The sequence below is a fragment of the Bradyrhizobium canariense genome, assembly GCF_900105125.1.
Taxonomy (GTDB): Bacteria; Pseudomonadota; Alphaproteobacteria; order Rhizobiales; family Xanthobacteraceae; genus Bradyrhizobium; species Bradyrhizobium canariense_A.
Genome location: NZ_LT629750.1, coordinates 1285780 through 1305272, shown reverse-complemented (window position 1 = coordinate 1305272; position 19493 = coordinate 1285780). Strand labels below are relative to the sequence as shown.

Sequence of the window (19493 nt, the reverse complement as noted above, 5' to 3'; positions counted from 1 at the left end):
CGTCACAGGTATCAACATGGCCTTCAAGGAATACGGCAAGTATGACGCGGTAGGCCTTGCCGAACTCGTCCGTAAAAAGCAGATCAGCGCCGCTGAACTGCTGGATGAGGCGATCGACCGCACCGCCAAGGTCGACCCACAGATCAACGCGGTGGTCGTCAAGCATTACGACTACGCAAAGCAGCAAATCGAGAAGGGGCTTCCGGATGGCCCCTTCACCGGTGTGCCGTTTCTAATCAAGGACCTGGATCTGCTCGAGGGCACGCGGACCACTTTCGGCGCCAGCGTCTTCAAGGACAATGTGGCCGACCATACCGGCACCCTCGCCCGGCGTTTCCTCAACACCGGCGTGGCGATTTTCGGGAAAAGCGCCACGCCCGAGTTTGGGCTGTTGCCGACGACCGAATGCCGCCTGTTCGGTCCGACCCGAAATCCCTGGAACCTCGCGCATTCTTCCGGCGGCTCGTCCGGCGGCGCGGGAGCGGCGGTGGCCGCGCGCATCCTGCCCGTCGCGCATGCCAGTGACGGCGGCGGTTCGATTCGCATTCCAGCCTCGGCATCCGGCGTGTTCGGATTGAAGCCGACCCGTGCGCGCAATCCGCTCGGTCCCGATCGTGGCGAAGGCTGGGGCGGATTTTCCTGCGGTCATGTGCTCAGCATCAGCGTGCGCGACAGCGCCGCCATGATGGACGCCATTTGCGGGCCGGAAGCCTCGAGTCCGTATGTTGCCCCACCGCCGGAGCGACCGTTCGCACTGGAAGTCGGCCGCGATCCCGGCAAGCTGCGCATCGCCTTTACTGACCGCTCGCCCTATGGCGACGCCATCGATCCCGAGATCGCAGCAGCCGTCCGCGAGGTCGCGGCCTTGCTGGCCGGGCTTGGTCACCACGTCGAGGAGCGCGCGCCGCCATTGGCCGCCGATCCCGCTGTTGTGATGGGCGTCATTGTCGGCGCCAACACCGCACTGACGGTGCGGCTGACGGAACAGCGCTTTGGCCGCGAGATGACCGACAAGGATTTCGAGATATTGACGCTTGCCAGCGCGCACAATGCGCAACAGCAAACCGCGACCGACTATGTGGCCGCGCAACTCAGCGCCTTCCAGATTTCGCGCGGACTGGCGACGTTCTTCGAGAGCTGCGATATTTTCCTGTGCCCGACGCTTTGTTCGCCGCCGCTGCGCATCGGTGAAATCAATTCGATGTCGGAAGATCTATCGCATATCATGCCGATCCTGCGCCGCTATATGCCGGCGACCTCCATGTTCAATATGTCCGGCCAGCCGGCGATGTCGGTGCCGCTGGCGTGGAACGCGGCCGGATTGCCGCTGGGCATGATGTTCGCGGCGCGCTTTGGCGACGAAGCCACCTTGTTCCGTCTGGCAGCGCAGCTCGAGCAAGTGCGCCCATGGAAGGACAAGTTGCCGCAGGTGTGCGCCTAGAACTCGGCCGCATTCGCGCGCAAGCTAAAAACATTGCGCTGGCGGCCATGGTGCGTTTTGTTGCCGGCAAAGACATATTTCGGAGATTAAGTTTTGAGTCAAAATGATCCGACGGATCATGCACTGGCCGCGATCGCCAGTATTCTCGACCACCCGGAGACGCATCGCGAGCCGGAAGCGGCCGGGCATCGGCCCGTCCCTCCTTCGCCGATTGAAGCCGCCGGCTATTCGAAAGTCGGCCCCGGTCCCATGGCCGCGATCCGTTTCCGATGGACTGTGCGGCGTGAGGATAATGGCGACTATTATGTTGACGAGACGATCGGCGAAAACTCCTTGCCGATTACGGCCGGACCGATGTCCGGGGATGCCGCAGTCAGGTTGGTCAACGACCGCGAGAGCGAAGCGGAGCGGCGGTTTCAGCAACTCAAAAGCGAGATGACCGGCAGAAGCGCCGCCGCAAATCCTGCGCACAAGAACGATCGCGAGATCTAGCCGGCCTGCTTCTCAAGCAGTTCTCGTCAAGCAGGTCTCGTCAAGTGGATCTTGGCGTTCCCAGAAAGTCCTTCTTGGCGAGGTCGACGCCCGCGTGCCGCAGAATATCGTAGGCCGTGGTGACGTGGAAAAAGAATTGCGGAACGCTGAAGGTAAGCAGCAGCGACTGGCCGGTGAAATTTCGCTGAGCGCCGTTCCGAAACGTGAAAACAACTTCTCTTTCGGCGCTGCCGTTGATCTCGGCGGGCTGCAGATTCTCGATGAAATCCAGCGCGATCGCGATCCGGTTCTTGAGCTCGGGAATATCAGGCTCGCCATCCGAAAATATCGGCGGGTTCACGCCAGCCAGCAAAGCACAGGCAAGAACCGCATGCCGATTGGCCTCGCCGACCTGGCGCGTGAGATTGTACATGTTGGGATAGAGCCGCGCGTTGAGTAAAATCGACGGATCAATCTTTCGTGCCTCGGCGTACGCCGCCGCATGGTCAAGAAGATCGGACAGACTGCCCAGAAATTGAGTGAAAACGCCGACAGACAATTTGTACATGGAGATGGTCACGAATTCGATCCTCTGTATCTCGAAAATCACAATGTGTCGCAGTGTTTCCCCGCCGATCCGAACGTTTACGCCAAACCTTGCCATAGGGTCCGGCTTGGTTGAAACTCTACACTGGCGCTTTAATCCTACCCGCGAATATGATCCGCCGTTCGATATCGCAGCGGCTATTGTTGCACGAGAGAAGTCAAATGGTTCGCTCCCTCCGCTGCATTGCCGTTGCATTTTTACTGTTAGCAGCTTCGGCCCACGCCCAGCAGGCCTCGCGCCTCGACGACATCGTCAAACGCGGAACACTACGCGTCGGCATGACCGGTGATTATTTGCCCTTCACCTCTCTCGACAAGGCAACCCAGAAATACCGGGGCTTCGACGTCGATATGGCGGAGGCACTCGGAAAGGCGATCGGGGTCAAGGTCGAATATGTGCAGACCGCATGGCCGCAATTGATGAAGGATTTCGAAGCCGACAATTTCGATATCGCGATGGGCGGCATTTCGATCACGCTCGATCGTCAGAAAAAAGGACTGTTCTCCACGCCGGTCATGCGGGAAGGCAAGACGCCGATCGCGCGTTGTGCCGACAAGGGCAAATACGAAACCCTTGCCGAGATCGACAAGCCCGGCACACGCGTAATCGTCAATCCCGGTGGCACCAACGAACGATTTGCCCGGGCCCATGTCAAAAACGCTGAAATCAAAATCTATAATGACAACGTCACGATCTTCGACGAAATCGCCAAGGGTGACGCCGACCTGATGATGACGGACGCGTCGGAGACGCGATACCAGCAAAAGCTTCATCCGGGCGTGCTGTGCGCCGTGCATCCGGACCAGCCGTTCGATTTTGCCGAAAAAGCCTATTGGATACAGCGCGACGTCGCCCTCAAGGATTTCGTCGATGAGTGGCTGCATATCGCAACCGAAGACGGCAGCTTCAAGAAGATCTATTCCGCCTGGTTTGAGTAATCCGTCACGGCGGAATGCGCGGCCGGCGTGAGAAATTGACGGTGCTCGCGCCCTCAAATTAGACTGCCGGCGATACGCATTGAACCAAAGCCGCTAGCTCAAGACTTATACTATGAAAGTGATCTAGGTCACTTAGCGAAAATTTCTGAGGTGTAAGGTCGAACCGAGGTTCCCCTGCTCAGGAGATCATGATGAAAAGGCTTCTCGCTTTAGCCGCGTTTTTGCTCGCGAGCACCGCCGCGCAGGCTCAGTACACGTTCGACTATGGCGGCCGCACCATACGCATCGATCCGGACCGTGGGACCGTTTCGATTCCGGGAGTCTACGACAACACGGGACGGCGAAAGCGCGCCCATAAAGATCAGGACAACGACCATCCGCGCAAACAAGCGCCGCAGCAGGCTAAGGTCGATCCACAAGCGCCCGCGCCGGCCCCTGCTCAAACCGATCCAGCCCCCGCTCCGTCCGTGCCGCCAACGAACGTATTGCCTGAGCCTTCGAACACCACGGCCGATGTAACCCCGGCGGATAATTCTGCATCGCCTCCGCCACCGGCTAGTGCGCCCGTGCCGCAGGTTCAGCAGGAAGCAACCCAACCCGCTAGCCCGGCCCCGGCGCCCGTGATTGCAACGGCTCCCCCGGCATTACCGATGCAAAGCCAGCAGACCCCCGCGCCCGCGACCCCAACGATTCAGTCAGCGAACTCGCCGCTTGGCCTTTGGCTCACCGAGGAGAAAGAGGGCAAGATCCGAATCGAGCAATGCGGCGCCAATCTCTGCGGATATTCCGTCGACACCAAGTCGAACCAGAACGGCGAACAGGTTCTGATCAACATGAAGCCCGGCAATGACTCCAAATGGAGCGGGCGCATCCTCGATCCGAACACGGGCAGCACTTACGATTCAACGATTGCGCTGAAGGGGCCGGACAGTCTGCGGGTTCAGGGCTGCGCCTTCGGCGGCATGTTCTGCGGCGGCCAAACCTGGAGCCGATTGAATTAGGTGCCGACCGAGCGAGCCGCAGGAGGGATTAGGCAAGCCTAACGCGCGCTGTCGGATTTTGTCGCAAACCAGATGACGTGATGGGCGCCGCTGCGCTTCGAGGTCGCGCGCACGCCGACTTCGTTCACGTCAAAATCCGACGCGCGAAGCCGTTTCGAAAACAAAGCGTTCGGCCCGGATGACCAGATGGCGAGAACGCCGCCCGGTCGTAGTGCGCGTCGGATCGCCTTCAATCCTTCCAAGTCGTAGAGGGCGTCATTGGCTTTGCGGATCAGGGCTTCCGGGCCGTTATCGACATCGAGCAGGATTGCATCGAACGTTGACGGCGAGGACTTGATCACGTCAGCGACGTCGGCCTCGCGGATGATGGCACGCGGATCGGTCAGGCTGGCGCCGAATAACTCCGCCATCGGTCCGCGCGCCCAGGCGACGACTGCAGGCACCAGTTCGGCGACGGTAACGCGCGCCTCGGCTCCCAGCACGGTGAGCGCGGCGCGTAGCGTAAATCCCATGCCCAGTCCGCCGATCAACAAGTGGGGCCGCTTGATCCCTTCTATTCTTTTGCAGGCGAGTGTGGCCAGCGCCTCCTCGGACCCGCTGAGGCGGCTGTTCATCAATTCATTCTGGCCGAGCATCATCGAGAACTCGGCCCCTCTGCGCATCAGACGAAGTTCGACGTCTGCGCCGGGCACCTGCGTCGTATCGATCTGTTGCCATGGAATCATGCGGTAGCCGTCCAAAATAACGCGACAACCACCGGTGTGATGGTCCTCACAGTCCCGCAAATGCCGGCATGAGACTTTGTTCCCCGCAGAACAAAGGGGGACGTCATGCCAAATCTTCGCAAAGCAATACTCTTCACGCGTATCCTGATGCTAGCCGGGGGATCCGCTGCCACCCCGGCCGCAGCGGCGACCTTTGACGGTCAGTGGAACGTGCAGATTGCTTCGACGAACTCGGCGTGCGGCAGCGGATCAAGCGTTTCGATCGGTATCAATAACGGCAAAGTTGAATCGGCCAACGCCATGATGACGGCGTCAGGCCGGGTCGCAGAAGCCGGAATCATCAGCGTGACCCTGGTCAACGGGATAAAACGGGCCGTTGGCTCCGGCCGCCTCACCGCCACCTCCGGATCGGGCACCTGGCACGGCACCATGTGCTCCGGCACATGGACCGCGCAGCGCATCTAGCCGGAGTGGACGGCCTGCTGGGCGGCTATCCTCCGACGTTTTCCGAATATTCGGCGTCGGTGACGTGCTCCATCCAGCTCGAATAGACGCCGTCCAGCGCCTCCTGCATGGCGATATGGGTCATGCCATTGGCTGGGGAAGCGCCGTGCCAATGCTTCTCGCCTGGCGGAATCCAGACCACGTCGCCCGGCCGGATTTCGCGGATCGGCCCGCCCTTGGCCTGAACCCGTCCAATTCCCGAGATCACATAGAGCGTCTGGCCGAGCGGATGCGTATGCCAGGCGGTGCGGGCGCCCGGCTCGAACGAGACACGCGCGCAGTTTAAATGCGCCGGCGCAGGGGTCATGATGACCGGGTCCTGCCAGACCGTGCCGGTGAAGTTTTCCTTGGGCGCCCGGCGTGTCGGCCGGGAGCCTGCGAGATGGATCTCCATGGGGTCGCCTCTCCTTCTTGATGTTATTTCTTTGACGCGGCATAGCGCGCTTTGGTCTCGGCATTCATAGGATAGAGACCCGGCAGCGCCGCGCCCTTGTTCACTTCGTCGACGATCCAGGCTTCCATTCGTTCCTGCTCGGCGCCTTCGGCCAGCACCAGCTCCAGAAACGCTTGCGGGATCAGCACCGCGCCATCCTGGTCGGCAACGACGACGTCATTGGGAAATACCGCAACGCCGCCGCAACCGATCGGCTCGCCCCAGCCGACGAATGTCAGGCCGGCAACCGAGGGTGGCGCCGCGTAACCATCACACCAAACCGGCAGACCGGTGCCGAGCACCCCTTCGAGATCGCGCACGACGCCGTCGGTGATCAGTGCCGCAACCTTGCGCTTGACCATGCGGGCGCACAGGATATCGCCGAAAATGCCGGCGTCGGTGACACCCATGGCGTCGACCACGGCGATGCAGCCCTCGGGCATGGCTTCGATCGCCGTGCGGGTCGAAATCGGCGACGACCAGGACTCGGGCGTGGCCAGATCCTCGCGCGCCGGCACGAAACGCAGCGTAAACGCCGGTCCAACCAGCCGGGGCTGTCCGGGCCGCAGCGGACGCGTCCCCCGCATCCAAACGTTCCGCAGGCCCTTTTTGAGGAGAACCGTGGTGATGGTGGCGGTGGACACGCGGGAAAGGGTCGCGATCGCTTCAGGGGTCAGGGACATCGAAAAAGCAGCTCCGGTGAGGATTAATTGGCCGGCGCATCTTGCGGGGCACGGCCATCGCGTCAAGTGGCGATACGGGCGATAAAAAAGCCGCATCATGAGGTTCAGATAACAGCCTCTTATCAGCCCATGTGCGATTAATTTATTGAACTTGCAGGCTCATTTTGACCGATGCGGATTCCACTGTGGCGGAAAACGCGCTACAGCTTTGCGCTCCGCCTACGAGCTTGTGAGACCATGGCTGCGCCACCTTCCCCGCCCCGTATGCTGCCAAGTGGCGATAGCGCCATCACGGTCGAGTTCAGCCGCAACATCGACGACGCGGCCAACCAGCGGGTGCTCTCGCTCGATCGCACCTTGGCGCGTGAGACGATCACCGGCATCACCGAAACGGTGCCGACCTACCGATCCCTGCTGGTGCACTATGACCCCAACCAGATCGGTTTCGACAGCTTGAGCGAGAAACTTTCGGTGCTGGCCCAATTGCCCGTTCCTCCCGTGATCAGTACGCGGCGCTGGCGCCTTCCCGTGGCGTATGGCGGTGAGCACGGCATCGATTTGGAGGACGTCGCTAAGACGCTGAAGACGACGCCTGACGACATCGTGGCCCGGCATGTCGCCGGCGACTATCGTGTGGCCATGATCGGCTTTACGCCCGGCTGGTCCTATCTCAGCGGGCTGGAAAATTTTCTGCATATGCCGCGGCGGCAAAACCCGCGGCTGCTGACGCCAGCGGGTACGATTTCCGTCGGCGGGGTGCAGACCGGCGTGCAATGCCTCGCCGGCCCCAGCGGCTGGCATCTGCTGGGACGTACCGCGGTCCGAACCTACCAGTTGCATCGCGAGCCGACCTTCCTGCTCGAGCCCGGCGACCACGTGACGTTTTCCGTCGTCGACCACAAGACGTTTGCGGAGCAGGATCGCGCCGCGGAAAGCGGCGAAATCATCGCCGAGTTGATTGCCTCATGAGCAAGCTCGTCATATCGGCCATCGGGCCCGCGAGCTCGGTTCAGGACGGCGGCCGCCCGGGCTCGCAGCGCTACGGCCTGACGCCGAGCGGCGCGATCGATCGGCTCGCGCTGGCCGCCGCGAATAGTCTGGTCGGGAACACGCCGTTTGCCGCTGCCGTCGAGATCGGCCCGTTCGGCGCGTCATTCACCGCGCGCGAAGGCGCGGTTCGCGTGGCGCTCGCGGGAGCCCCGCGCAGCGCTGACATTGCCAAGCGCCCCGCCGCGTTCGATACCTCGATGACGCTGGCGGACGGCGAGACGCTGACGCTCGGCTTCGCACGTGGCGGATCGTTCAGTTATCTCGCGATCGAAGGCGGCATTGATGGCGAACCGATGTTCGGCAGCCTGTCGGTAAATGCCCGCGCCGGTCTCGGCAGCCCCTACCCGCGGCCTTTGCAGGCCGGCGACGAATTGCAGGCCTCTGCCGCCAGCGGCGCGGCCGAGCGCCGGATCGATCTTCCGGCTGCGCCGGACGGGCCCATCCGCGTGGTGCTGGGCCCGCAAGACGACGAATTTTCCGACGACGCGAAAAAGCAGTTTCTGGACAGCGAGTGGAAGATATCGGCCACCAGCGACCGCATGGGCTATCGGCTGGAAGGCCCTGTCATCAAGCATCTGCACGGCCACAACATCGTCTCCGACGGCACCGTGAACGGCAGCATCCAGGTTCCCGGCAACGGCGCGCCGATCGTCCTGATGCCGGATCGCGGCACCAGCGGCGGCTATCCGAAGATCGCAACCGTCATATCGACCGATCTCGGCCGGTTTGCGCAGATTCCGGCCGGCCGAGCCTTTCGTTTCAAGGCCCTGAGCATGGCGGAGGCGCAGGCCGAGGCGCGCAAGTTCTCTGAAATACTGCGCACCCTGCCCGATCGCCTGCGCGATATCGAAAACTTTGATCTGAACATCGAAGCGCTGCAAGATGCCAATGTCGCGGGCAGCGCCGTCAGCGCCATCGATGCCGCGACATGGCAGGTTCCATCGGCGACGGATGCACTGGCGCAAGATCTATGAAGCTCTAACCAATCGAAGATCCACTCACGCAAGCGGACAATCAACATGACAACAATCGATCTCAACTGCGATCTCGGCGAAGGATTTGGCGCGTGGGAGATGGGCAACGACGCCGCCATGATCGAGCTCGCCACCTCGGTCAATATCGCGTGCGGCTTTCACGCCGGCGATGCCGATATCATGCGCCACACCGTGGAACTGGCCAAAGCCCGTGGCGTGAGCATCGGCGCCCACCCCGGTTATCGCGATCTGCACGGTTTTGGCCGGCGTCCTTTTCCCGGGATGAAAGCCTCCGAGATCGAAAACCTCGTCGCCTATCAGATCGGCGCGCTGCAGGCGATCGCGACCGCGGCCGGTCACAAGGTGACCCACGTCAAAGCGCATGGCGCCTTGTCGAACGTCGCCTGCGACGACGACATGACCGCCAAGGCAATCGCCAACGGCATCAAGGCGGTCGATCCCAATTTGATATTCGTGGTGCTGGCGAATTCACGCCTGGTGAAGGCCGGCGAAGCCGCGAACCTGCCGATGGTGCATGAAGTGTTCGCCGACCGCGCCTATGAAGACGATGGTTCGCTGGTGTCGCGCCGCAAGCCGGGTGCCGTACTGCACGATGCCGGGCAAATCGCGCAACGGGTGCTCCGGATGGTGCAGGACGGCGCGGTGGTGTCGGTATCCGGCAAGGTGATCAAGATGCGCACCGACACCGTGTGCATTCACGGCGACACGCCCGGTGCCGTCGATATCGCTCGCGGCGTCCGTCAGGCCTTGAAGGATGGCGGTATCGAAGTGGCGCCGTTCAAGAAGGCGCGTTAGCAAACCGTTTCAGAACGGGTGATACGACAGCGTGCCGAACACGATGGCGGCGATCACGGCGAATGCGCCATAGAGCGCCGCCGCATGGAGCCGTCTCGTAGTTCGTCTGGACAGGGAACGCGCGTACAGGTGCAGACGGGCTTCCGCTGACAATTCGCGCATCATCGTTCTCCACCGCGCCATCAGGTGTAGTGGAACGCGGTTGGCGGTCGGACACAAGATGGTGGAAGAAATAACGATACGCGCGCTTCGTTTGACTCCCGCAGCAGATAAAAATTCTCCGCGATAGATTCAGACGAGAATTTTTTTCGTCCCAATTTGAACTGACTGGAACCGGGTCAGTACACGTCCTGCTGGAACCGCCCCTTCTTCTTGAGCTCCCCGACAAAGCTCACGGCCTCATCGGTCGACCTCGCCCCGAACTGCGCGACGATATCGACCAGCGCGCGCTCGACATCCTTTGCCATTCGTTTGGCATCGCCGCAGACATACACGTTCGCGCCCTCGGCCAGCCATGTCCACACTTCGCGGCCGACTTCGCGCATCCGGTCCTGCACATAGAATTTCTTGTCGCCGTCGCGGGACCACGCCAGCGACAGCCGCGTCAGTAGTCCCGCCGTTTTCATGGCATTGAGTTCGTCGGAATAGAAGAAATCAGAGCCGCTGCGCTGATGACCGAAGAACAGCCAGTTCTTGCCGGTTGCCCCGGTTGCCCGGCGGTCAAGCAGGAAGGCGCGGAACGGCGCGACACCGGTGCCGGGCCCGATCATGATGATCGGCGTTTTCGGATCCTGCGGCAGCGCAAAGCCATGGGCCTTCTGCACATAGACCTTCAATTCATCACCGGGATTGATGCGTTCGGCAAGGAAGGTCGAAGCAAGACCAAGCCGCTTGCGCTTGCCGATCACGTAGCGCACGCAATCGACCGTCAGCGACAGTTTTCCCGGCGTTGCATTGTGCGATGACGAAATCGAATAGAGCCGCGGCTGCAACGGCTCCAGCGCTTCAACGAAGGCTTCCGGATGCGGCCGCACGCCGGAGAATTTCTGTAACGCCGCCATTACGTCGAGGGTCGCGGCATCGCCGTCGGGATCCTCGCCCTGTGCCAGCGCACGGGCTTTTTCGCGCTGCGCGCCGCCCGATATGAACGAGATCAGTTCGAACAGCTTGTCCGGCGCCGGCGCCAGCGAAACGTCGTCGATCAATACGTCGCGCAGGGTCTTGCCGTTCACGTTGGTGGTGTGAGAGGCACCCAGCAAGGCAATGATCTGATCGACATGGCCCACTTCGTTCTTGGCGAAGATACCGAAGGAGTCACCGACGACATAGTCGAGGCCACAGCCGCTGAGGTCGAAATCGATATGCCAGGTTTCCTTTTCCGACCCGGTCTTGTTGAGCAGGCGACGCGACAGGAAGGTTGCCGCCACCGGATTATCGCGCGACCGTCCAGGTTCACCCAAGATCGCCGGCGCCGCCGCGGCCGTCGCCACGGCCGGAACGGAAGCGGCGGCGGGCGCCTTTTCCAGTTCCTCGTGCAGTGCCTTCAGCATGCGCGCGGTTTCCTTGCCGCCGGGCACGCAGAGATTGAGCCGCGCTTCGCTCTTGCTCGCGATCGCGTCGGAATAATCGTTGCAATTGTAGCCGCACTGGCCGCAATCCTGCTGCGCCATCGCCGCCATCATCCGCCGTCGCATCGGGCGGCCTTCCGCGAGCTTCATGCGATCGGCAATCGGCATGGTCTGGTCGTGCCAAGGCGCTTCGCCATCATCGCCATCGCCGGCCACGCCCTGCAACACGGCCGCCCCTTGCTCGGGCGACAACGGCACCGAGCCGTCGAGCTGCAAGAGCCCGACGAGGAATCCGTTGAGCCAGGAGCGCTGGGCCTCCGAGAACGGCGCGCTCTCCGGAATGACCTCAAGCCTTGGCGGCGAAGTGATCTGGTTCATGTGCTGCTCTCCGCTTCCGCCATCTTCCGCAAGGTTTCCCCGTCGTGGCGGCGTGAAAATGCGAGAAACGTCTCGTCGTCGGACGCACGATTGGCGACGTAGGCTTTCAGCAGCTTCTCCACGGTCTTCGGCGCATCCTCGGCCTTGACGTCGTGATAGACCTCCCGCCCGATATCGGCATCCGGACCAAAGCCGCCGCCGGCGAAGAGGTGATAACCCTCCACCGTGTCGTCATCGTTCCCGACCGGCACCTTCGCTGCGATCAGTCCGATATCCCCGATATAATGCTGCGCGCAGGAATGATGGCAGCCGGTGAGATGGATGTTGAGCGGCGTCTCGATTTTCACGCGCGTTTCGCACCAGTCGCCGATCTCGGCGGCATGCCGCTTGGTATCGGAGGCGGCGAACTTGCAGCCGGCATTGCCGGTGCATGCGACAAGCCCGGCGCGGATCGATGACGCCTCGACGTCGAGACCGAGTGCTTTGATCGCGGCCGTTGCGAGCGCGAGCTTGTCATCCGCGACGCCCGAAATCAGGAGATTCTGCCACACTGTCAGGCGAATATCGCCGTCGCCCAGATCGTGCGCGATCTTTGCAAGGCCGCGCATCTGGTCACCGGTCAGCTTGCCGATCGGCAGCACGACACCGATCCAGTTCAGGCCCGCCTGTTTCTGCGAATGTACGCCGACATGCGCCATGCGGTCGAACACAGGTCGCGGCTCCAGCGCTTCCGGCGGCACACGGGTGAAGGCCTTGCCGTATTTCGCTTCGACGGCGAGCAGGAATTTGTCCATTCCCATGTCGTCGATCACGTATTTCATCCGCGCCTTGAGGCGGTTGGTGCGATCGCCGGTTTCGATGAACACCCGCACGATGGCATCCGCGACCATGGTCGCGTCTTCCGGCTTGACGATAATCCCGGTTTGCTTGGCGAAATCCCTGTGGCCGGTGATGCCGCCGATCCCCAGACGAAACCAGACGCCGGGCGCCGCGCCAAAACCGTCCTTCACCTCGACCGCCGCGAAAGCGATGTCGTTGGTGTCTTCCAGCACGGCGATCCTGCCCGCGCCGTCAAACGCGACGTTGAACTTGCGCGGCAAGCCGGTCAGCGAGCGGTCGTTGAGGATGTGGTAATGCCATTCGCGGGCGTATTCGCGCGTATCGATCAATTCAACCGGATCGATCCCGGCGGTCGGCGTCCCCGTCACGTTGCGAATGTTGTCGGCGCCCGATCCGCGCGAGCACAATCCGATGTCCTGAATTCCCTCGATCAGTCCGACGGTGTGCTTCGGCGGAATCTCCCTGAGCTGGATATTGGCGCGGGTGGTGACATGCGAATAGCCGCCGGCATAGCGTTCGGCGAGATCGGCGACGCCGGCAAACTGCCAGTGCGTGAGGATGCCGTTGGGAATACGCAGCCGGCACATATACGAGTCCTGCGTCGGCGCGACATAGAACAGGCCGTAATAACGCCAGCGGAAATTGTCCGCAGGCGTCGGCGGCGTATTGCCTTTCGCCTGTTCCTTGAGGCGCTGATAGGCGTCGAACGGATGCTGTTCGCGTTTGAATTTTTCAGGGTCGGACAGCTTCTTGCCGTCGGCGAGAACCTTGTCCTGGGCCTTGAGGCCGGCCGCGTCCGGACCGACCGGCTCTGGATTTCCCTTGGCGGCAGGCGCACCTGATCCGGCGGCGAGACCGACGTTTCGGCCGACGCGCCCGACCTGCAGGCCTGACATGAAGCCTTCCAGATAGCGCTTTTGCTCGTCGCTGAAATCGGCTGAGGTTGTTTCAAGTTTCATGATGCGCAACGATGGCCATTATTCAGCGGGAATTTGCGGTGCGAGCTGCGCTGCGACCGGCGCCGATTGTTCCGCCGGCTTGAAGGTCGCGTAGAGTGCAAGGCCGGTGAAAACAAAGCCGCCGACGAGATTGCCGAGCGTCACCGGAATCTGGTTCCACACCCACCACTGATAGACACTCACCTTTGCGCCGAGCAGCATGCCGGTTGGGATGATGAACATGTTGACGACGGCGTGCTCAAACCCCAGGGCGAAGAACGTGAAGATCGGCAACCAGGTCGCGGCGATCTTTCCGATCGTCGAGGTGGACGTCATTGCCATGACGACGCCGAGGCAGACCAGCCAATTGCAGAGAATGGCCTTCACGAAAACGCTGACCATCCCGGCCATGCCGAGCGCCTCATTGGCGACGGTCTTGGCTTCGGCAATCTGGATGATACGCGCCGCGACACCTGCGGGTGCCGCGGTACCCATGTTGGTCAGGGCGATCGCGATCAGGATGCCATAGGCGATGCTGCCGAGAAGATTTCCGAGGAACACCCAGGACCAGTTTGCGGCGATGGCGCTCCAGGTCGCCTTGCCCTCGAGCCGCGCCAGCGGCAACAGCCCGAAACTTCCGGTCACGAGTTCGAGTCCAAGTAGGACGATCATCACCAGACTGACGGGAAAGATGATCGCTCCGACCAGCGGCTGGCCCGTCGTGAAGGCGCCGCTAAAGGCGAGAGTGGTCGCCGCGCCAAGCAGTGCACCGGAAAGCGCGCCGCGGATGAGCAGGTCCCGCGGGGCAAGCGCCAGTTTCTTGAGACTGGCATCGACCATCGAGGAGACGACGTCGGTGGGCTTGGCGTAATCCATGTCAAAGCTCCAGTCGCCACGGAGGCGGCTACAACGAGAAAAGGGTGTGATGCTCGGAAAGCCCGTCGAGGGGGCAGCGCCGTATCGGAAAATTTCTGAGCGGTCCGATCAGCTTCGTTGCTGCCGAAAATCCATCGTCGACGATGGTCAGCAGGCGACTGCGGCGGCTGACCACCACCTCTATTCAAGTCGTGTGCCACTGCAGCATTTTTTGGAAGTTCTTATAAATTCAGTGCCTTATGGGAGCCTTTGACTCCATACTGGCAACGCGGAATCTTGCGGTTCCTGCTTGTCGAGGCGGCAGCAGCCTAAAAATTATGCTTCGAATCGATTTGCTCGGAACTTAGTCAATCGCTCCTGAAGCTGAATTCAGGATCAAAACGAGCCGAGATATCCGGCAATATCGGCAGGGTCAAAACGCGGCCCGGCAAAGGCATCGACCGTACCCAGCCCTTCGCTGTAGGCGTCACTGCGCAGCCCCAGTGCGGCGTCGTAAAGATCGGGACGGAACACCGCCATGGCGGTGCTGAGGGCTTCTGGAGCAATCGAGGCCTGTCCCCCACGCACCATCTGGGCATAAAGCCAGGCGGCTTGGACAGGCTCCGGCCGTGATGCGCCTTCCCGCCCGACCAGCCAATAGCGACTGCTTTCGCGCATGGTTCCATCGGGAGAAATCTTGAGCCTGCCGTTCAGCGTGCGCAGGATCACATCCGCGTCGACGCCGATGCGGTCCGGCTGCGCCAGAATGCGCGCCGCCTCGGCACGGTTTTGCGGTTCTGCGATGAATTCAGCGGCACGATGCGAGGCCCGGATCAGGGCCGCAACGACCTGCGGATTTTTCTCCGACCAGCTCTGCCGCATCGCGAGCACCTTCTCCGCGGCGCGCGCCAGGATTTCTGAGACGAAATGCAGGATATGGCCAACACCAAGATCGACCGCGACCGAATTCCAGGGCGCGCCGACGCAGAACGCATCGACCTGGCCATTGGCCAGGCTATCCACCATGTACGGCGGCGGCAGCACCACCAGACGCACATCCTCGTCGGGATCGACGCCGCCGGCAGCCATCCAAAAGCGCAGCTGGTAATTGTGGGTGGAAAACGGAAAGGTCATGCCGAAGGTCAGGGGTTCGGCGCCTCTTTTGCGCCGCGCGGCGACAACGCGCGCCAGCGCCAGCGCCGTCGCCATCGGGTCCAGCCGATCGCCCTCGATCTCGCTGAGGATCGCCGCATGTAGCGCCGGCGACACCGTGATCGCGTTGCCGTTGAGACCGAGATTGAACGGCGCCACGATCGGCACCTTCACGTGCCCGAGCCCGAGGCTGGAAGCGATCGCGACCGGCGCCAGCAGATGCGCCGCATCGAACAGGCCGATATTGAGCTTGTCGCGGACATTCGACCACGACACCTCGCGCACCAAAGTGACATCGAGCCCTTCGGCGGCGGCAAAGCCCTTGTCGACGGCGACGATCAGGGCTCCGGCATCGACCAGCGGAATGAAGCCGATATGAAGCGGTGTGCTCATTTCAGCAACTCCGATGCGGTCAGGATCGATTGAGCGATCTCCCCGATTTTCTTTTTCTCACGCATTGCCGTCGACCGCAGCAGCACATAGGCCTCGTCTTCCGTCAGCCCCTTCAGCTTCATCAGGATGCCCTTGGCGCGATCGATGACCTTGCGATCCTCGAGCGCGGATTTGGCGCGGTCGAGTTCATCCTGGAGCTTCGCGAAGGCGTTGAACCTGGAAACGCAGAGGTCGAGGATCGGTTTGATGCGTTCCTTCTTCAGTCCGTCGACGATGTAGGCGGAGACGCCGGCGTCAACCGAGGCCTGGATCGACGCCGCGTCGCTCTGATCGACGAACATCGCGATCGGCCGGCGAACGGCGCGGCTGACCTGGAACATTTGTTCCAGAATATCGCGGCTCGGATTTTCCAGATCGATCAGAATGATATCCGGATCAAGCGCATAGATTCGGGCAAGCAGGCTCTGCATCTCGCTGATATGGACGACGCTCGTAAAACCCGCCTCCCGCAATCCTTCCTCGAGGATCGCGGCGCGGATCGGGCTTTCGTCGACAATGACGATTTTGGGAGACGTCTCAGCAACCATCCATCACTCGCATTTCGGACAAACTATCCATAGCACGCCTTAAGACCGCTCAAAGCCTTGTAATTATGAGCAATTGGGACTAGCTCCTGCGCATCAACCAGTGCGGTGGATTTGACATTCGCCCTGCCGGGGCCGCGAGTCCTCGTGGCGAATGTCAAATCCAGGGCCGCACTAGAGTCATTTTTGCTCGTGTCCCTTCGGCTCTAACATTCGCAAAGAGTCTGCCGCAACGGGATGCGAATGCCAGAGCCGGGACACGAGGCAGGTTTAGAGATGCAGCAGGCGGCCGCGCCCAAAGTCAGCTTTGTTTCGCTGGGATGCCCCAAGGCATTGGTGGATTCCGAGCGCATCATCACGCGGTTGCGGGCGGAAGGGTATGAACTGGCGCGCAAGCACGATGGCGCCGATCTCGTCATCGTCAACACCTGCGGCTTCCTCGACAGCGCCAAGCAGGAATCGCTCGGCGCCATTGGCGAGGCGATGGCCGAAAACGGCAAGGTCATCGTCACCGGCTGCATGGGCGCCGAGCCCGAGCAGATCGAAGCCGCCTATCCCGGCGTGCTGTCAATTACCGGGCCGCAGCAATATGAGAGCGTGCTCGATGCAGTGCATCGCGCGCTGCCGCCGGTCCATAATCCGCATCTCGATCTGGTCCCGCCACAGGGCATCAAGCTGACGCCGCGGCATTACGCCTATCTGAAAATATCCGAAGGCTGCAACAACCGCTGCAGCTTCTGTATCATCCCGAAGCTGCGCGGCGACCTGGTGTCCCGCTCCGCCAACGACGTGCTGCGCGAGGCCGAAAAGCTTGTTAACGCCGGCGTCAAGGAATTGCTGGTGATCTCGCAGGACACCTCGGCCTATGGCGTCGATCTGAAATATGCCGCGAGCCCCTGGCGGGATCGCGAAGTCCGCGCGAAATTCTATGACCTTGCGCAGGAGCTCGGCGAGTTCGGCGCCTGGGTTCGGTTGCAGTATGTCTACCCCTATCCGCATGTCGACGAAGTCATCGGCCTGATGACGCAAGGCAAGATCCTGCCCTATCTCGACATTCCCTTTCAGCACGCAAGCCCCGAGATCCTCAAGCAGATGAAGCGTCCCGCGGCGCAGGACAAGACGCTTGGGCGGATCAAGAAATGGCGCGAGGAGTGCCCGGAGCTGACGCTGCGTTCGACATTCATCGTCGGCTTCCCCGGCGAGACCGATTCCGATTTTGCCTATTTGCTCGACTGGCTTGAAGAAGCCGAAATCGATCGCGTCGGCTGCTTCAAATATGAGCCGGTTGCGGGCGCTTCCTCGAATGCGCTCGGCCATGCCGTGCCCGGCGAGGTCAAGCAGGAGCGCTGGAACGCGCTGATGGCGCGGCAGCAGAAGATCTCCGCGCGCCGGTTGAAGCGCAAGGTCGGCTCGCGGCAGCAGGTCATCATCGACGAAGTCGGCCCGACCGTATCGAAAGGCCGCTCCAAGGCCGACGCGCCGCAGATCGACGGCGCGGTCTATGTTTCGAGCCGCCGGCCGCTCCGCGTCGGCGAGATCGTTACGGCGAAAATCGAGCGTGCGGACGAATATGACCTGCACGGCAGCGTCGCCGGTTTCTAGATCTTAGCTCTACCAAAAAGCGCGATGCACCCTTGACAGCGCCCGCCCTTCGGCTGTATGGCCCCGTCATGACATTGAACCGGACCCAACTCCGCGCAGCTTTCCGTCGTCGCTCGTTCGACGATGATGGGTCGCGCCGTGTCCGACGACAACGCTGAACAGATAGATCAGCAAAGTTTTCGAGAAGGCCGCACCCGCAAAGTGCGGCCTTCTTTCGTTTCGGCCGACTTTTTCACCCAACCGCAGGAGAGTTTGACATGGGCATTGCCACACATCCGTTCGACGCGTTGATGGACATCACCGCCCGCCCCAAGACCGTATTCGTCAAAGGCGAAGGTTCATGGCTGTGGGATGACACCGGCAAGCGTTATCTCGACTTCATCCAGGGGTGGGCCGTCAACTGCCTTGGCCATTCACCTGATGTTGTCGCCGACGCGCTGGCGGCGCAGGCGAGGCTGTTGCTCTCGCCGAGTCCTGCCTTCTACAACGCGCCAAGCCTCAAACTCGCCAACGCGCTGGTCGAGCATAGCTGCTTCGATCAGGTCTTCTTTGCCAATTCCGGCGCGGAAGCCAACGAAGGCGCGATCAAACTCGCCCGCAAATACGGCGCGCTGCACCGTAACGGCGCTTATGAAATCATCACGTTCGAAGGCGGCTTCCATGGCCGCACGCTGGCAACGATGTCGGCCTCCGGCAAGAAAGCCTTCGAGCCGCTGTTCGAACCGAAAGTGCCAGGCTTTCGCAAAGCGTTGCTGAACGATCTCGCTTCCGTCCGGCGGCTGATCAACAGCAAGACCGTCGCCGTTATGCTGGAGCCTATCCAGGGCGAAGCCGGGGTCTGGCCTGCGACCGACCAATTCCTGAGCGAGTTGCGGGCGCTGACGAAAGAACATGGACTTCTGCTGATCGTCGATGAAATCCAGACCGGCATGGGCCGCACCGGCAAACTCTTCCACTACGAGCACGCCGATATCGAGCCTGACATCATGACGCTCGGGAAAGGCATCGGCGGTGGCGTGCCGCTGGCTGCGCTACTGGCCACGGAGCATGCTTCCTGCTTCGAACATGGCGACCAGGGCGGCACCTTCAACGGCAATCCACTGATGTGTGCCGCGGGGCTTGCTGTTCTCGAAAGCATCGCTGCGCCCGCGTTCCTGAAAGCGGCTGTCGATGCCGGGCTGTTTCTGGAAAGCGAGTTGCAACGGCTCTCCGCGCGGCACGGCCTCGGCGAAGTGCGCGGCCGAGGACTGCTGCTGGCGCTCGACCTGAAACTGCCCATGGGAGCGTCGATCCTGGCGCAGGCATTCGAGGCCGGCGTGTTGCTGAATTCGCCGCAGCCGGACGCGCTGCGTTTCATGCCGGCGCTCAACGTCACACGCGATGAGATCGGTGCGATGATCGACTGTCTCGATGCGATCCTGACAAAGGTAGGCGCTGCGAGACGGGTTGCGTAGGCTACTTCTTCCGTCATTGCGAGGAGCGCCAGCGACGAAGCAATCCAGATCTCGACGTGCATGCTGGATTGCTTCGCGGAGCCCGT

General features: G+C 61.6%; 20 protein-coding genes. 10 read left to right on the top strand and 10 right to left on the bottom strand.

Going from position 1 to position 19493, the window contains the following annotated elements; translation table 11 throughout:
- Positions 1-16 precede the first annotated feature (16 nt).
- Together BLV09_RS06470 and BLV09_RS06465 are read left to right on the top strand one after the other, a co-directional pair.
- Entirely contained in the window at positions 17-1441 is a 1425-nt protein-coding gene (locus tag BLV09_RS06470; protein ID WP_146686690.1) for an amidase, read from the top strand.
- Positions 1442-1534: 93 nt separating this feature from the next.
- Entirely contained in the window at positions 1535-1933 is a 399-nt protein-coding gene (locus BLV09_RS06465; RefSeq protein WP_146686689.1) for a hypothetical protein, read from the top strand.
- 40 nt (positions 1934-1973) lie between these two features.
- Here the strand turns inward: BLV09_RS06465 and BLV09_RS06460 are convergent, their stop codons facing one another.
- On the bottom strand, positions 1974-2480 hold the full coding sequence (locus BLV09_RS06460; RefSeq protein WP_146691005.1) for a DUF1993 domain-containing protein: 507 nt from the start codon (positions 2478-2480) through the stop codon (positions 1974-1976).
- Between the two features lie 200 nt (positions 2481-2680).
- Here BLV09_RS06460 and BLV09_RS06455 point away from each other — a divergent pair, with 200 nt between their 5' ends.
- Both BLV09_RS06455 and BLV09_RS06450 read left to right on the top strand, forming a co-directional pair.
- Positions 2681-3457, top strand: a complete 777-nt coding sequence (locus BLV09_RS06455) for a transporter substrate-binding domain-containing protein (protein ID WP_146686688.1) — start codon at positions 2681-2683, stop codon at positions 3455-3457.
- Between the two features lie 191 nt (positions 3458-3648).
- A complete protein-coding gene (locus BLV09_RS06450) occupies positions 3649-4458 on the top strand; it encodes a DUF2147 domain-containing protein (RefSeq protein WP_146691004.1) in 810 nt (269 codons plus the stop codon).
- A gap of 38 nt (positions 4459-4496) precedes the next feature.
- Here BLV09_RS06450 and BLV09_RS06445 read toward each other — a convergent pair whose 3' ends face one another.
- A complete protein-coding gene (locus BLV09_RS06445) occupies positions 4497-5183 on the bottom strand; it encodes a spermidine synthase (RefSeq protein ID WP_146686687.1) in 687 nt (228 codons plus the stop codon).
- 105 nt (positions 5184-5288) lie between these two features.
- Between BLV09_RS06445 and BLV09_RS06440 the strand changes: the two genes are divergently transcribed.
- Positions 5289-5648 (top strand): hypothetical protein, encoded by a 360-nt coding sequence (locus BLV09_RS06440; RefSeq protein ID WP_146686686.1) that lies wholly within the window; start codon positions 5289-5291, stop codon positions 5646-5648.
- A 25-nt stretch (positions 5649-5673) separates the two neighbouring features.
- Here the strand turns inward: BLV09_RS06440 and BLV09_RS06435 are convergent, their stop codons facing one another.
- Both BLV09_RS06435 and BLV09_RS06430 read right to left on the bottom strand, forming a co-directional pair.
- A complete protein-coding gene (locus BLV09_RS06435) occupies positions 5674-6081 on the bottom strand; it encodes a (R)-mandelonitrile lyase (RefSeq protein ID WP_100381859.1) in 408 nt (135 codons plus the stop codon).
- A 23-nt stretch (positions 6082-6104) separates the two neighbouring features.
- Complete coding sequence (locus tag BLV09_RS06430; protein ID WP_146686685.1) at positions 6105-6803, bottom strand: ribonuclease activity regulator RraA; 699 nt, start codon at positions 6801-6803, stop codon at positions 6105-6107.
- 237 nt (positions 6804-7040) lie between these two features.
- On the opposite strand from BLV09_RS06430, the gene pxpB reads away from it, so the two are divergent.
- The 3 genes from pxpB to BLV09_RS06415 are packed head-to-tail and all read left to right on the top strand — an operon-like array spanning position 7041 to position 9643.
- Entirely contained in the window at positions 7041-7772 is a 732-nt protein-coding gene (gene pxpB / locus BLV09_RS06425; protein ID WP_146686684.1) for a 5-oxoprolinase subunit PxpB, read from the top strand.
- Entirely contained in the window at positions 7769-8827 is a 1059-nt protein-coding gene (locus BLV09_RS06420; RefSeq protein WP_146686683.1) for a biotin-dependent carboxyltransferase family protein, read from the top strand. Before pxpB ends, BLV09_RS06420 begins: the two co-directional genes overlap by 4 nt.
- A gap of 45 nt (positions 8828-8872) precedes the next feature.
- Entirely contained in the window at positions 8873-9643 is a 771-nt protein-coding gene (locus tag BLV09_RS06415) for a LamB/YcsF family protein (RefSeq protein WP_146686682.1), read from the top strand.
- A gap of 9 nt (positions 9644-9652) precedes the next feature.
- Here the strand turns inward: BLV09_RS06415 and BLV09_RS06410 are convergent, their stop codons facing one another.
- The 6 genes from BLV09_RS06410 to BLV09_RS06385 form a co-directional block, all read right to left on the bottom strand.
- A complete protein-coding gene (locus BLV09_RS06410; RefSeq protein ID WP_167558638.1) occupies positions 9653-9805 on the bottom strand; it encodes a hypothetical protein in 153 nt (50 codons plus the stop codon).
- Positions 9806-9981: 176 nt separating this feature from the next.
- Positions 9982-11589 carry a sulfite reductase subunit alpha gene (locus tag BLV09_RS06405; protein ID WP_146686681.1) on the bottom strand — a complete coding sequence of 536 codons (1608 nt, stop codon included), beginning with the start codon at positions 11587-11589 and terminating at the stop codon, positions 9982-9984.
- The gene (locus BLV09_RS06400; RefSeq protein ID WP_146686680.1) at positions 11586-13388 is read right to left on the bottom strand and encodes a NirA family protein; all 1803 of its coding nucleotides are present in this window, start codon (positions 13386-13388) and stop codon (positions 11586-11588) included. Before BLV09_RS06400 ends, BLV09_RS06405 begins: the two co-directional genes overlap by 4 nt.
- Positions 13389-13406: 18 nt before the next feature.
- Positions 13407-14243 carry a formate/nitrite transporter family protein gene (locus BLV09_RS06395; RefSeq protein ID WP_146686679.1) on the bottom strand — a complete coding sequence of 279 codons (837 nt, stop codon included), beginning with the start codon at positions 14241-14243 and terminating at the stop codon, positions 13407-13409.
- 375 nt (positions 14244-14618) lie between these two features.
- Positions 14619-15767 carry a CmpA/NrtA family ABC transporter substrate-binding protein gene (locus BLV09_RS06390; RefSeq protein ID WP_146686678.1) on the bottom strand — a complete coding sequence of 383 codons (1149 nt, stop codon included), beginning with the start codon at positions 15765-15767 and terminating at the stop codon, positions 14619-14621.
- On the bottom strand, positions 15764-16354 hold the full coding sequence (locus BLV09_RS06385) for an ANTAR domain-containing response regulator (RefSeq protein WP_146686677.1): 591 nt from the start codon (positions 16352-16354) through the stop codon (positions 15764-15766). The genes BLV09_RS06390 and BLV09_RS06385 overlap by 4 nt, the downstream gene beginning before the upstream one ends.
- A gap of 273 nt (positions 16355-16627) precedes the next feature.
- Here BLV09_RS06385 and rimO point away from each other — a divergent pair, with 273 nt between their 5' ends.
- Entirely contained in the window at positions 16628-17953 is a 1326-nt protein-coding gene (gene rimO, locus BLV09_RS06380; protein ID WP_146691003.1) for a 30S ribosomal protein S12 methylthiotransferase RimO, read from the top strand.
- 257 nt (positions 17954-18210) lie between these two features.
- Positions 18211-19407: an acetylornithine transaminase gene (locus BLV09_RS06375; RefSeq protein ID WP_146686676.1), complete on the top strand. Its 1197-nt coding sequence runs from the start codon at positions 18211-18213 to the stop codon at positions 19405-19407.
- Positions 19408-19493 lie beyond the last annotated feature (86 nt).

Excerpts from the sequence above, each read along its gene's own strand:
- BLV09_RS06450 (WP_146691004.1), top strand. The coding sequence starts at position 3,649 with ATGAAAAGGCTTCTCGCTTTAGCCGCGTTTTTGCTCGCGAGCACCGCC.
- pxpB (WP_146686684.1), top strand. The coding sequence starts at position 7,041 with ATGGCTGCGCCACCTTCCCCGCCCCGTATGCTGCCAAGTGGCGATAGC.
- BLV09_RS06455 (WP_146686688.1), top strand. The coding sequence starts at position 2,681 with ATGGTTCGCTCCCTCCGCTGCATTGCCGTTGCATTTTTACTGTTAGCA.
- BLV09_RS06410 (WP_167558638.1), bottom strand. The coding sequence starts at position 9,805 with ATGCGCGAATTGTCAGCGGAAGCCCGTCTGCACCTGTACGCGCGTTCC.
- BLV09_RS06470 (WP_146686690.1), top strand. The coding sequence starts at position 17 with ATGGCCTTCAAGGAATACGGCAAGTATGACGCGGTAGGCCTTGCCGAA.
- BLV09_RS06420 (WP_146686683.1), top strand. The coding sequence starts at position 7,769 with ATGAGCAAGCTCGTCATATCGGCCATCGGGCCCGCGAGCTCGGTTCAG.
- BLV09_RS06395 (WP_146686679.1), bottom strand. The coding sequence starts at position 14,243 with ATGGATTACGCCAAGCCCACCGACGTCGTCTCCTCGATGGTCGATGCC.
- BLV09_RS06375 (WP_146686676.1), top strand. The coding sequence starts at position 18,211 with ATGGGCATTGCCACACATCCGTTCGACGCGTTGATGGACATCACCGCC.
- BLV09_RS06440 (WP_146686686.1), top strand. The coding sequence starts at position 5,289 with ATGCCAAATCTTCGCAAAGCAATACTCTTCACGCGTATCCTGATGCTA.
- BLV09_RS06385 (WP_146686677.1), bottom strand. The coding sequence starts at position 16,354 with ATGGTTGCTGAGACGTCTCCCAAAATCGTCATTGTCGACGAAAGCCCG.
- BLV09_RS06435 (WP_100381859.1), bottom strand. The coding sequence starts at position 6,081 with ATGGAGATCCATCTCGCAGGCTCCCGGCCGACACGCCGGGCGCCCAAG.
- rimO (WP_146691003.1), top strand. The coding sequence starts at position 16,628 with ATGCAGCAGGCGGCCGCGCCCAAAGTCAGCTTTGTTTCGCTGGGATGC.
- BLV09_RS06460 (WP_146691005.1), bottom strand. The coding sequence starts at position 2,480 with ATGTACAAATTGTCTGTCGGCGTTTTCACTCAATTTCTGGGCAGTCTG.
- BLV09_RS06390 (WP_146686678.1), bottom strand. The coding sequence starts at position 15,767 with ATGAGCACACCGCTTCATATCGGCTTCATTCCGCTGGTCGATGCCGGA.
- BLV09_RS06445 (WP_146686687.1), bottom strand. The coding sequence starts at position 5,183 with ATGATTCCATGGCAACAGATCGATACGACGCAGGTGCCCGGCGCAGAC.
- BLV09_RS06405 (WP_146686681.1), bottom strand. The coding sequence starts at position 11,589 with ATGAACCAGATCACTTCGCCGCCAAGGCTTGAGGTCATTCCGGAGAGC.
- BLV09_RS06430 (WP_146686685.1), bottom strand. The coding sequence starts at position 6,803 with ATGTCCCTGACCCCTGAAGCGATCGCGACCCTTTCCCGCGTGTCCACC.
- BLV09_RS06400 (WP_146686680.1), bottom strand. The coding sequence starts at position 13,388 with ATGAAACTTGAAACAACCTCAGCCGATTTCAGCGACGAGCAAAAGCGC.
- BLV09_RS06415 (WP_146686682.1), top strand. The coding sequence starts at position 8,873 with ATGACAACAATCGATCTCAACTGCGATCTCGGCGAAGGATTTGGCGCG.